Consider the following 12995-nt stretch of genomic DNA (forward strand, 5'->3'; position numbering starts at 1 on the left):
TGTTAAATTGTTTATATCTGAAATAGTTCATACAAAAGATTCCTTTTTATTAAAGTTATACTATAAATTCAACTTTGCAACAGAACCTAATTATACATGTATCTAAGAACTCAATAACTATCGTTCAACTTAATACTCGTGTTACGATAATATCGATGCAAACGCAATAATTGATTATACGTATTAATAATACTTAAAGGAGAATCGTAATGACATCAAAAGCCGATTTATCTCTATCTGTGTTTACTAATGAACACTATAAAAGTAAAAAATATACCAATAGTACCTTTAGAAACGCTATGTACGACGATTTAGAAATTAATAAGAGTTATTTTAAAAACTGCGACTTTTCTGAGGGCATATTTAAAAATGTTCATACCGTGTCTAACACTAAATTAATTAATTGTGACTTTAGCAGTAGTATTTTTGTAAACATTAATTTCTTTAAAACTCTAATGAGTAAAGTAAACTACAGTGTAACTACATTCGATGATAGTCAATTCAACACACTAACTATAGAACAGACTTCCTTCAAAGACTGTAGCTTACGCAACGTCACTTTCAACGATGTTGTTTTAAAGAAAGTCGTGTTTGAAAATGTCGCATTAGATTTATGTAACCTAGACAATGTTAAAATTAAAGATTGTGTTTTTAAAAATGTTTCAATCAACAATTCAGCAATTTCTGAGAAAGTGATGAAAGAATTACGCAAACAAGATGTTCGTTTTGAAAACATGTAATCCTACTGTTTCCCATTTATATCATTTCTAACTTATCCCTTTTTAATATCAAAACTGATATGTTTTAGATGTAGTGTTAAAAGGAATAAAGTATCAAAGTATCTTAAGGGGGGAATGATTGATGTCTACACATGAAAATGATCACTATGAAGCGTTTGAATCGAGTCAACTTAACCGTGAAGATTTAATGGATTTAAGCGAGTTAAGACAACAAGTTGACGCATTTAAAACAAATAATAATGATTCAGAATTAAAAGAACATATTGCTTCAGAATTAATTAAGTGGAAAGAGTATGTACGAGATCAATATAGACCAGAAGATCCAGCTGAACAGTCAAGATTGTCTAATATTGCTGATAAAGTTCAGGGTGATATAGACTCAGCTTTTGAATATAATGATGGCTCAAAAATATTTGCTTTTTTAGAGGCTTCTTATCAAAGAAGTAAGGAAGATTTAGTGTACGGTCGTACGTTAATCCTTTTTTCTGAAAAAGATACAATAAAAAGAGCACTTTCATTCTTTGACTCTGATGATGAAAACCATAAACTTGCTGACTTTATTGTTTCTAAAAATATTGAAATTGGTAAAGAAATCATGTCTAAAGATTATTTAGAGTTATTAGAAATTGAACGAGATTATATAAATGCTCGTTTCAAGTAGTAAAAAAGGTTAGCCACATATGTGTGACTAACCTTTTTATATTGTATGATCTTTAGAATAATTGAACGATGAACACGAGTATAATAACGAGTGGCATGACGAATTTAATTAAAAAATACCATGGCGCAAAGAATTTAAACTTGTCGCGACCGAAACTTTCTTTTAAAGCTTCTTTATCTAATAATTGCCCTACTACTAATGTTGTCCCAAGTGCGCCTAAAGGCATTAAAATATTTGAAACTATGAAATCCATATTATCAAAAATAGTTCCTGCACCAAATTTAACAGCACTTAAACTACTAAATGATAGCGTAGCTGGAATACTAATAATTAATACCAATATACTTGCGATAAATGCTACAGATTTACGCTTAGAATTATCATTTTTAGTGAAATTAGATACGTTTAATTCTAATAGCGAAATAGACGAAGTTAATGCAGCAAATAAGAATAGGATTAAGAATATGAAATAAAACATAACGCCAAAGCCCATTTGACTAAATACTAACGGTAAAACTTTAAATAATAGCCCTGGCCCCTCCTGAGGTTCGTATCCAAAAGTTTTTAAAGCTGGGAATATGGCTAAACCAGCTAATACAGATACTAAAATATTCATGATTACTATTGAAATTGCTGATGACTTTATTGTCATTTCTTTTGGCGCATAACTTGCATAAGTAATCATCCCAGTTGTTCCCAATGATAACGTAAAGAATGACTGACCTAACGCAAATAGAATCCCTTCCATTGAAATATCTTCTAGACGTGGCTGTAGAATATAACGCACGCCGTCTATCGAGCCGTCTAAAGTTAAAGATTTGACTACCACGATAATTAAAAAGATAAATAATAGTGGCATCATTACTTTAGATGCTTTTTCTAACCCTTTTTCAACGCCTAACATGACGATAATCATTGTTAAAAAGATAAAAATCCCCTGACCAAGAACCGTTAGCCATGGATTACTAATAATTGCTTCAAAATTAATGTTTGTTAGTGTCGTTTTCTCAATGGATAACATTTGTAAAATGACATTACCGATATATATAATGATCCATCCACCAATAACACTATAAAATCCAAATAATATAAATACTGCTAAATTACCATTCCATCCAATAATATTTAGCCAGTTCTTATCAGTTAACTTACTATATATTTGAGTAGTGTAAGTACGTCCCATCTTACCTACTGTCAATTCCATAATTAATAGCGGTAACCCTACAAATATAGTAAATATTAAGAATAAAAGTAAAAAAGCCCCACCACCATAAATGCCTGCCATGTACGGAAACTTCCACATTGCTCCTAGTCCTATTGCCGATCCCGCACTGGCTAAAATAAATCCGGTTGATGTCTTCCATTGTGACTCTTTGCTCAATTCATCCACTCCCTTTAACGCATTAAAGCGTTTATGCACTTAAGTAATACTTTAACACGTCTTTCTTATAAGTGCAATATACATAGATTTTTTATCTTTATAGTAAAATTTAACTAATATTGATTGCCTAAGGGGGGATATAATGAATTTACTTCATAAAAGAATTAAAGCTAATTATTGGAAAGGCGTAGAAGCTGTATGGGCCACATTGTATTTATGGATGATGGATTTAGATTTACTCCTCACTCATTTAACATTCAAGCTGATTCAGTCTTCGTAGCTTATCAACATATTCAAGAAATTTCGAAAGTTAATACTTTATTCGTTGTCCCAAATGGAGTCAAAATAATTGATAAGGACAAAAATGTTCATAAAATAGTTATTAATCAACGAGGAAAAATCATTGAATTTCTAAACCAAATGAAGTGATTCGTATTAGGTATAATGATATTCATTGTCTTATACTTAGTTAAACTAAATTATCAATAGGAGCACAATATTTAAATTTATAGATCAAGTCGTTGTGCATTTTGTAGCATAAAAAAGAGCCTAGGACATAAATCAATGTTCAGGCTAAAATTACATATTGGCAGTAGTTGACTGAATTAAAAATGCATTCGTAACAAGCTTTTTAATTCTAGTCAACATTGCCTGGCAGGCGAGGCCCCAGCAAAGAGAATTTCTTAAAAAATTTCTCTTTGCTGGGGATACAACGAAATAAATTTTGGAAAATATTATTTCTGTCCTGCTCCCTCTATTTACATTAGTCACGCTAATAATTAAATTAACCATTAAAATCGTACATTACGTTTTGTCCCTCAGTAACTTCTTGAATACTCAAACTTTCAATATGATCAACATTGATATAATGAGATTGTTGGCCATCTTTTAAAAATAAATAAGCAAGTTCATCAAATTCATCAATAAGACGTTGAATACATGCATCTTTATCAGGACCATTTTGAAAAGTTTTAAATTCAGTATAATTTTTTCCAGATGTTGTTATATAAGTTAGTAAAAATGTACGTTTCATCACATTCGCTCCACTCAATTAGTCATGAAAAATTCTGCAATTTGTGTTTCTACTTTATCACTGCCTTCACCATGCGTCATGAGATGCTTGCATAAAGGATGACTTGTTAAATCTTTATCTTCACTATTAATGTGCTCATAAATATAATGTGCACTATCTTGATAAGATTGTTCATCTTTTTCTCCATAAAGAATTCTCGCTGGTGTCTTGATATCGCCTAAATGCGCAGTAATATTGGAAATGAAATCTTTGAATACACGAACACTTGGGCGATAGTCCTCTATATGATTAAACTGTGCCTGTGAAACATCACTATCTAAATTCATTAACTCATTCATGCGCTGACCATAGCGTTCCATACGCCATACTATACCAGCTTCTTCTTTTTCACTTGGTGCTGACATAACCGCAATTTTCGCTACATCTACCGTTTCAGCTAATTTCAATGTGAATAATCCGCCCAATGATACGCCTGTTACATAAATGGTTTCATACCCTTCATCTTTCAAGTATTGATAACCATTTAAGACATCATTCCACCAATCGTGAACAGTATATTGCGTAAACTGATCTAGTGGTAATCCATGTCCTTTATAATTAGGTGCGTAACATGTATAACCCTCTTGATTAAGTTTTTGTGCTAAGGGTTTCACATCACGAATCGTTCCAGTAAATGAATGAAGCAATAAGACCGCTTCTTTACGTGTCCCCTTTAAATTAATTGGGCGTGGTGATTTTACTTTCATTCTTACTCTCTCCTTATTCTAAAATTAGCATATTATAATACTGCGCGTAGCCTTAAAATCTTCAAATCATTCAACCCACTCGAAAAATTCCAGATGAATACGTTGTGCAAGTAACTTTCCTTGCTCATAACCAGCATTGCCAATTTTTAGTATGTTATTGGGATTATAAATGTTATCTCCAATTTCAGCTCTACTCTTACTATCTGGACTAATTACTAAAACATGACTATGCTCGCTTAATAATTTCGCATCATCAAATGCACCTGGCATCATACCTAAACCATCTGCTATCGGCGCTAAAATAATAATACTGTCTGCACCTTTAGCTAACATAGCATTTGTCGGAGAAACCATACCTCCATCAATCCAATCATGATTGTTCAAACGTATATGTGGCCAAATGCCAGGTACTGCACCGCTCGCTGTCACGGCTTCCTCAAGTGTTACATTGCTATGTGAATGAAATGTAGCGACTTCTCCTGTCTTAGCATTCATAGCAGTAATTTCCAAATTATCATGCCACCCTACATCACCTAAACGTTGACGAATGGCTTGTTTACGTTTAGTTAAATCAACATGTGAAGGTCTCGTATATACAATATCACCCATCATTTGACCTACTTTAGTCGCATCATCACGTCCTACGATAAATGCATTCTGCCATAACCGATAAATATCTGAAGAAAGCTTCGCATGATCACTATCATCTCTTCGTTCATTTAGCTCATAGTAATATGTACGCATATCATAACCGTTAGCTAGTACTGCACCTACAAACGAACCTGCAGATGTGCCTATGATTCTATCTGCTAACTCTAAACCTACACCACTTTCAATCAATCCAGCTAACACGCCAGATTCCCAAGCAATTCCTGTAATTCCGCCTCCGCCAAGAACTAAAGTACGTTCCTTATCTTTTGACATTGCCATCTCCCCTTTGTAAAAAAGATATTGAACTATTTATTATTAGGTTTATTACGTAAATTAAGATAAAACAATGGTAATATCATTAAAAATAATGCTACCCAAATGATACCTAGTGTAACGCCTCCAACTACATCTGTAATATAATGCGCATGAAAATATAGTCGGCAACACAGTACACCTATCCAAATGATAATAGTGATAATACTGGCTATTATCCTTATTGCTTTGAATTTTATTAAAGGAATTAAAATAATTAACAATATTAAAGCAAGTAACGTACTTGCATTAGAATGCCCACTTGGAAATGAATATCCGTGGTCTCGCATCAAATGATTAAATGGACGTTGTCTCTCGATGAGTTGTTTAATTAAATAATTTAATAACGTACCACTCGTTATAGTTAACATCATCCAAATTGATAATTTATAATGTTTAAACAATAAAACAATTGCTAAAAATAGTGTGATATAGATAACTGACTTTACTTCTCCTATCTCAGCACAAAAAGTCATGAAATTATGCCAAATACCATCGCCGTATTTACGTTCCGGCTTACCAAAATAATCTGTCAGCCAATGTAAAGAACTTATATCGATATTTTGAACCAATAATGTATCGTGAATTACATTTATTGCAACAACGACAAAAATAATTAACCCGATCATGAACATAGGCACCGTCATCTTAGGTGAAATTCCACTTATTTGTTTATTCATACGCTCACCAGTCCCTAATTTCATTATTTCCAAAAATAATTAAAAATGTATTTTACTTATTAAAAGTCATTTAAATGTTTAATTTGTTGTCCCTCCTGATCAAAATTAGATGGTTTAAGCCAGTGTTCAAATCTTGCTTTTACATCTGGCCACTCACTATCCAACATTGAGAACCAAGCAGTATCACGATTACGATCTTTACAAATATTAGATTGTCTAAATAATCCTTCATATGTAAATCCAAATCGTTGCGCAGCATGTTTGGAAGGTGCATTTAAGTTATCACATTTCCATTCATATCGTCTGTAGCCTAACGTTTCGAACACGTATTTCGCTAACAGATATTGAGTTTCTGTAGCCACACGTGTTTTCTTTAACGTTTTAGAGTAGATAATATTGCCTACTTCTATAGACCCTTGTTCTGGATTTATACGCATTAATGCTAGAATACCTAAAGGTTTTTGTTGCACATTATCTAAAATCGTAAAGAAATATTTATCTTTACTATCAATAAGTTGTTTAATGTATTGTTCAAATTCGGTCTTAGAATCAAAAGGGCCCTCATAAAGATACGTCCAAATGCGTCTCGATTCAACATCACATAGAACGTCATATAAATCATTTATGTGTTCAATACTCAGCTTTGTTAGCCTTCCATAACTGCCCTCTAGCGTTTGTGCATCAGGAAAAGACGGCGTCACAAAATCATCTAATGCTTCTCCAATTGGTTGCTTAAACTCATTTACGCGCATCACTTTCAACTCCTAGATTCTCTTTGTGTAAATTGTACACTAATCCAATAAAATAATCTCTTAATTAGAAATGTTTAAATATAAATGGATAATTCATTAATTAAAACGCTTATACGTAAAAGCACCCTACAAAGTCAGCATAATAATCTAACTTTTAGGGTGCCTCTTTAAAATTGTATTAACATTAACGACATTGAGTTTAAAGTTGCTTTTCCAAATTAGTATCTAGTTTAAATACAATCACTCGTTCGCCTGTAATCGTACTTAAATCACTATGGAAACTACTCACACTGACGCCAGTAATATCTAAGATTAATTGCATCAAATCATCTTGTCCTGACTCCACAAGTTCCGAACGCGTACGTTTAATGTTAAGTAGGCCTTCTTGTGTCTTGCATACTCGATATTCTGCAGGAGTTAATACGCCTTGTAAGTTGACGATAATCATATCGCGTAGTATATCAGTTTTTACTGAAAGCGAGCCACGTCCGAGAAAATCCTTTTCCCATTGTGTAATTGCCTTACTAATCTCTGCCTCATAAGCACCTTTAGATTTAGCCATGATTAATCATTTATCTCCTATTAATTGATTAACCTTATTTTATCACTTTTTCCGAAAAAACCGAACTCTCTACCAGTCTTTCCAACTACCATTCTCATCAATACTTGCCAAACGTACCCATTGATTATCAACTTTCTGTTTGAATTTAATATTATTCTCAAGTAAGTCTTTAATATATTGATCTGGCGCTTGGATAACAACTAACAATCGAATTGGAGAATGATAAATTTTGTTATCTGCAGCCATAACCGATTGCCAAGGTAACCCAGCCAATAAGTCACTTGAATTACCTTGCATAACGCCAATACCAGATGTTACTGATTGGGTAGTCTTATTTCCGCTTCCATAAAAATGTGGTGCAACAGTCGACGCGTAATATTGTAGATTAATCCACTGTGCTACTAAAGCTGGACCCGAAATAATTGTATTTAGTAATTGCCCATCAGTGTCTTTCTTCCAATCATAATTATGTAAGAAAGCTCGTCCTTCTAAATTGGTACCTGCAGTAATATTACGCTGACCAATAATAAATTCTGCATTACGAGCTAAGCCCCATTCTGGACGGATTTCACTCCAGTCATTCGCAAAGCGATGCGCTTCTGCAACCGGGTCTTTCAAATTATCTTGATCTAAGCCAGGAAGATTAGCGAGACGTTCCGAATTCGCTTTATAACTTATACGTGGCATAGCTTCATTTAACATATCCAATGCATTTTGAGCTTCCTTAGTTAATTCTGGCATATAAATAAATTCTAATTCATCGATAGAGGTCTTATGCTCTGCAGCAACAAAGACGGTTGAGTCAGGAATCACTATACCCTCATTTTTTAAAGCTTTACGTACATGTGGTAAATTACACATCATTGCCAATAGCTTAGCATTGAATCCACTTGACGCGCCTCCACAAGCGCCACATTCTAACGAAGCATGATAAGGATTGTTATTGGACACACTTCCATGACCACCTAATACAATTAAAGGTGCAAAGTTTGTCGTTAAATCCATCAACTGTAATGCCTGTCTTGTGAAAGCAACTTGTTCTTCTTCAGTAAATCCTATTGGTAAATCACTATAAATTTCATGCTCACGATCTATTGTTAATTTAGCTTCAGGTTTCTTCAACCAATTCTTCGTAAAATTACGAACAAAGTGGCCTGTCTTCTTCGGCATTAATGTACTCGCTATCGTATTTAAGCTTAAAAATGATCCGCTTAATTCTGGTAATAGTAGACTCGGTAAGACATTATGTTTCATCAATTTGAATGTATAAAACATGGATGTAACCGAATGTTGTTGTTGGTTATACGTATTTAAATCATGGCGATCGGCATACTCTTTAATGGCATAGGCTGGTGGTACCATGACAGGTAATGAATTATGCGTAAATTGTTCATCTAACACTTCTTTTCTAATTGGAAGGCCAAAGAATCCTGCAATACCTATCGTCTCAAACGGTCCTTCACTCTCTAAATGACGACGAAAAGGCTCTGAACGCACATCAATGCAAAAAGCTAATTGGACTTGAGTTTCTTGCTCTACTGGCTTAACAGATTTATCATAAATCGCTTCGACTAACTCACGTTCATGTGTTTCTTCCCACGCTTCAAGCCATATTTTTTTGAAATAGAGTGGGTTAAAATCGTGAGCAAACCTTAAATGTTCCAGTTGGTCTTCTATAGACATTGAGGCCCAATCATCAATTGACATCTCTCCATAATATAACCATTTACTTACAAGTTCTTTGATTCGTCTTTCAACATTTAAGACTGCCGGACGGCTCATTTTTTCAGTATCTAGTAAAATACACTCCATCGTTAATCTTATAGCAAGATACTGTGTTAACAAATCCGCTTCATGTTCATGTTGTTCAGCACGGTAGTACATCATGCCTGCCCAACCTGGTAATGATAGGAAATGACCTGTTAAATATGATTCACGTTCATCTTCAGCTATATCTAAATGATTTAATGCCATGATTAAAGCCTCTCTATAATCTTGAGGCAGTGTCTTAATCATTTTACGTTGTGTTTTAGTAAGCATTGGATCATGCTGTGCTAAATGTAGCCAAGAAATATAGAATCCTTCTTCTCTTTTAGGCATAGTCCAACTTGATTGGAAATTATCTAAATATAATTTGGACCACTTAATAATATGTGTATTAAGTTCATCCATTAAAGATTCACCTTTAGCATTAAATGCATTCGCACTTTTTGATCGTGCATATTTAAAAGGCTCATTTTCAAATACACGTTTGAGCTTAGATACTTCAATCTTTAAGTATGCTTCTTTAGTAATTAGGTTTGTAGGCAAATCTTTGATGCGCATCGCATTTTTACAATAAATATCTATATGTGATTTTGGCACTGAAGTGTCGTAGTCTTTAATAGCTTGTTGTACTTCTGTTTCTACAAGTTTTTGGTCTATCTCGCCATTTTCTAAAGCAGTCATCACTGACGCGTGACTTGGGTATAAATCTATATCACGAACATGTTTAAACCATTGAGCTACTTGATCAAACGTTTCATGTTCCATTTCTTCCCATGGATTACGTGCTGCAAAGATAGATATAGGAGATAGTGGTGTAATCACACGACGTGCCGATTTAACTGTTTCTTCTATGTTATGTTTAGTTATTGTCATGTTAGATTTCACCTCTTATAAATAATTCTTTAAGTAGTTCGGATGACTTTCAACCGATTTAAATTTTGCTTCTCCAATTTTTACAAGCCATAAATATACTTTAGCGAAAGCTGTTGATGAACGACGACGTGCTACCCAAATGCTAAAGATACTACCTAATACTAGAATGGCCACACAAATGATAACGCTAATTAATGGTGGATGTGGCGTTACCATATATACACTATTTAAAATATTAACAAATACTTCATGTGTCACAACGTAAACGAGTGCCACAATGATAAGCATCGCAATACCAATTACTCTTCCCATCATACCTCTATTTAGTGCAACCATTTGATTCCACGATACAGATAATGACCATGCTAGGATAAAGACGCTAATTAATGTGTAAGGTGTATGCGAACTTGTTAAAAAGAAGGTAATAGCAATAACAACGGCTAATGTTCTTCCTAATACTGTCCAAGCATAAGAACGCTTAACATTTGGTGGTGTCGGAATATTAAAGCGTTTAACAACTGACCCTGATTGTAAAAATAGCGTTGCTTTAAATACGCCATGTAAAATCAAGTGAATAATCGCAGCAGAATAAACACCCAAAGCACATTGCACAAGCATGAAACCCATTTGACTCATTGTTGAACCAACAAGTTGTCTTTTGTAGTCAACATGCACTAAACTAATTCCTGATCCAATAAGTACTGAAATACTTGAAATAATAAGTAATAACGTTAATGCAATATTATTATCAAATACTGGTGAAAAACGCGTTAAAATAATACCACCAGCATTTACAATACCAGCATGCATAATTGCAGATACGGGTGTTGGTGCTACAACAGACTCAATTAACCAACTTTGAAATGGATATTGTGCTGCTGGGATAATAACAGCAATAACAAGTAATAAATCTACAATTAATTTCAGTCCATAACTCATTGAAACATCGTAATCTTGTGATGGATCGATAACCCAATCGCCAGTACCGATGAAAAATACAACTACAGCTAATAATAAAGCAACCCATCCAATGATAAATAAACGCGCAGATACTTTTGCTGCTTCAGCCGGCACTTTCCAAGAACGGTTTAGTCGTATAAGTTGTGTTAGACAAAATAATGTTAGTCCCCAACAAATAACCATCAAGCGTAAATCATTACTTAACCAGCCAATAGACGCAAATACTGTTGTAAATGTGTATAACGGGAAGTATTTACGATAATTACGATCGCCTAATAAGTAACGTGCAGAAAATTTCTGAATAATAAAACCTAAAGCTAACACAAAGGCACCTACTAACCAAGCTAGTTTATCTAGAGCAAAGATACCTATAACTTCTCTGCCATTAATAGTGATTAATCCAATTACTCCTACAATGACAGGTAATAGAAGTAAAGTTAAATGTAAACGTATGTATTTTACAGGAACCGATGGCACTAAAAAAATCAAGCCACTTAACACTGCAATGACAAGCGTTACGAAAAATAATGTTAGTAAAAAACCAGAACTTAACATTGCCGCTCCTCCATGTCTTCAATCTATTTCAACAAAAAGTTTCCTTATACTATTAACAATATAAGAAAAAACCTACAATAGTCTAGTTTTATCCTTAGGTATCAGATATTTACTAACTATTGTAGGTTTCTATGAGAACTCATTTACTTAATATGTAAAAATGCTTTTTCAAGCTACCTAATATGTATGGTTGAACATATGCCTTATCCTTCAAATGAACAATGGATATTGAAAATCCTTGCACAAATGCTTGATAAACACCTATGTAAAAATCATCGTAATACATACAATATATGAAAATATTGCTAAAAAGTCAATATATTATAGTAATTGGAAGTTCTTTCATACATTTAATAACACGTTACTCTTCAATCTTTCAGATAGGCATAATTTATCGTGTTAAGTTGTCTGAAATCTAACGAATACGAAACGCTTTCATTGAGTTAAGAATTATCAAACACATCCTCTCAAAGTCACGATATACTTTATTTAACATTTAATAAGGAGGTACTCAAAATGGGAATCATTTCTGGTATTATTGAACTTGTTAAATTCATCATCGACTTAACTAAAAAATAAGTCTCGCATTACGCACATAAACATTCCATATAAAAAAGAGTGAAATCGGATGATTTCACTCTTTTTTTGTGCCCATAAACAAAACGCTCAATCCCTATATATAAAGATTGAACGTCAGTGGATAAAATGAATTTATTTGTTTAACTATAAAGTAACATATTTTAACGATCATGCATGTAACAATTTTGTGAAAACGCTTAAAAATATTTCGAAAATTTTCTCAAAAGCTTAAAATAAGTTAATATTTAGTGAATTTTTCTTATTAAAACTTCTATTTCACACAAATACTACTAAAATTAGGGTAATAATCAAACAAGTAATAGAGACGCGCATAAAAATACAATTTATAATTTACAAAAAAGGACTGATTTAAATTCATATACTATCCATAATACTCATTTTACTTGTAGCGATTGAATTTCTATTTATTATGTATTTAGAGACCATAGCAACGACTTCCGATAGAACGAGCAAAGTCTTCGGTATTACTGTCAGTCAACTCAATAATAAAAACATAAATACCCTTCTTAAGAACCAAGGAGTGTATAATGGCTTGATTGGTTTACTTCTAATTTATGGTCTTTTTTTCAGTAGTGCTCCTAAACAACTATGCATTCCAATTCTAATTTACACCATTATAGTAGCTATTTACGGTGGCTTAACGAGTCATATTAGTATTTTCCTTAAACAAGGAACCCTTCCAATTCTAGCTTTAATCTCTTTATTACTTTAGTTATCTACTA

General features: G+C 33.2%; 14 protein-coding genes. 5 read left to right on the forward strand and 9 right to left on the reverse strand.

Going from position 1 to position 12995, the window contains the following annotated elements:
* Positions 1 to 209: 209 nt before the first annotated feature.
* Together HMPREF2715_RS09940 and HMPREF2715_RS09945 are read left to right on the forward strand one after the other, a co-directional pair.
* On the forward strand, positions 210 to 740 hold the full coding sequence (locus HMPREF2715_RS09940; RefSeq protein ID WP_037551702.1) for a pentapeptide repeat-containing protein: 531 nt from the start codon (positions 210 to 212) through the stop codon (positions 738 to 740).
* A 121-nt stretch (positions 741 to 861) separates the two neighbouring features.
* Positions 862 to 1401 (forward strand): hypothetical protein, encoded by a 540-nt coding sequence (locus HMPREF2715_RS09945; protein ID WP_070581695.1) that lies wholly within the window; start codon positions 862 to 864, stop codon positions 1399 to 1401.
* 52 nt (positions 1402 to 1453) lie between these two features.
* Here HMPREF2715_RS09945 and HMPREF2715_RS09950 read toward each other — a convergent pair whose 3' ends face one another.
* Positions 1454 to 2782 carry a sodium-dependent transporter gene (locus HMPREF2715_RS09950; protein ID WP_070839953.1) on the reverse strand — a complete coding sequence of 443 codons (1329 nt, stop codon included), beginning with the start codon at positions 2780 to 2782 and terminating at the stop codon, positions 1454 to 1456.
* A gap of 198 nt (positions 2783 to 2980) precedes the next feature.
* On the opposite strand from HMPREF2715_RS09950, the gene HMPREF2715_RS09955 reads away from it, so the two are divergent.
* On the forward strand, positions 2981 to 3211 hold the full coding sequence (locus HMPREF2715_RS09955) for a hypothetical protein (RefSeq protein ID WP_240565643.1): 231 nt from the start codon (positions 2981 to 2983) through the stop codon (positions 3209 to 3211).
* Between the two features lie 355 nt (positions 3212 to 3566).
* Here the strand turns inward: HMPREF2715_RS09955 and HMPREF2715_RS09960 are convergent, their stop codons facing one another.
* From HMPREF2715_RS09960 to HMPREF2715_RS09995, 8 genes are all read right to left on the reverse strand, one after another.
* Positions 3567 to 3815, reverse strand: coding sequence for a hypothetical protein (locus tag HMPREF2715_RS09960; RefSeq protein ID WP_070442212.1), 249 nt, complete (start codon positions 3813 to 3815; stop codon positions 3567 to 3569).
* A 14-nt stretch (positions 3816 to 3829) separates the two neighbouring features.
* On the reverse strand, positions 3830 to 4561 hold the full coding sequence (locus tag HMPREF2715_RS09965) for an alpha/beta hydrolase (RefSeq protein ID WP_070678999.1): 732 nt from the start codon (positions 4559 to 4561) through the stop codon (positions 3830 to 3832).
* Between the two features lie 66 nt (positions 4562 to 4627).
* On the reverse strand, positions 4628 to 5485 hold the full coding sequence (locus tag HMPREF2715_RS09970; RefSeq protein WP_070581700.1) for a patatin-like phospholipase family protein: 858 nt from the start codon (positions 5483 to 5485) through the stop codon (positions 4628 to 4630).
* Between the two features lie 32 nt (positions 5486 to 5517).
* Positions 5518 to 6204 carry a phosphatase PAP2 family protein gene (locus HMPREF2715_RS09975; protein ID WP_070839956.1) on the reverse strand — a complete coding sequence of 229 codons (687 nt, stop codon included), beginning with the start codon at positions 6202 to 6204 and terminating at the stop codon, positions 5518 to 5520.
* Positions 6205 to 6263: 59 nt separating this feature from the next.
* Complete coding sequence (locus tag HMPREF2715_RS09980) at positions 6264 to 6956, reverse strand: GNAT family N-acetyltransferase (protein ID WP_070839959.1); 693 nt, start codon at positions 6954 to 6956, stop codon at positions 6264 to 6266.
* 199 nt (positions 6957 to 7155) lie between these two features.
* Positions 7156 to 7518 carry a Na-translocating system protein MpsC family protein gene (locus HMPREF2715_RS09985; protein WP_011276808.1) on the reverse strand — a complete coding sequence of 121 codons (363 nt, stop codon included), beginning with the start codon at positions 7516 to 7518 and terminating at the stop codon, positions 7156 to 7158.
* A 69-nt stretch (positions 7519 to 7587) separates the two neighbouring features.
* Entirely contained in the window at positions 7588 to 10158 is a 2571-nt protein-coding gene (locus HMPREF2715_RS09990) for a DUF2309 domain-containing protein (RefSeq protein ID WP_070839962.1), read from the reverse strand.
* Between the two features lie 15 nt (positions 10159 to 10173).
* On the reverse strand, positions 10174 to 11673 hold the full coding sequence (locus HMPREF2715_RS09995) for an NADH dehydrogenase subunit 5 (RefSeq protein ID WP_070839965.1): 1500 nt from the start codon (positions 11671 to 11673) through the stop codon (positions 10174 to 10176).
* Positions 11674 to 12189: 516 nt separating this feature from the next.
* Between HMPREF2715_RS09995 and HMPREF2715_RS12465 the strand changes: the two genes are divergently transcribed.
* Both HMPREF2715_RS12465 and HMPREF2715_RS10000 read left to right on the forward strand, forming a co-directional pair.
* Positions 12190 to 12252, forward strand: coding sequence for an alpha family phenol-soluble modulin (locus tag HMPREF2715_RS12465; RefSeq protein WP_089046351.1), 63 nt, complete (start codon positions 12190 to 12192; stop codon positions 12250 to 12252).
* 373 nt (positions 12253 to 12625) lie between these two features.
* Positions 12626 to 12985: a DUF1304 domain-containing protein gene (locus HMPREF2715_RS10000; RefSeq protein WP_037551719.1), complete on the forward strand. Its 360-nt coding sequence runs from the start codon at positions 12626 to 12628 to the stop codon at positions 12983 to 12985.
* Positions 12986 to 12995: the final 10 nt, after the last annotated feature.

This window comes from Staphylococcus sp. HMSC062A01 (assembly GCF_001836805.1).
GTDB lineage: Bacteria > Bacillota > Bacilli > Staphylococcales > Staphylococcaceae > Staphylococcus > Staphylococcus haemolyticus.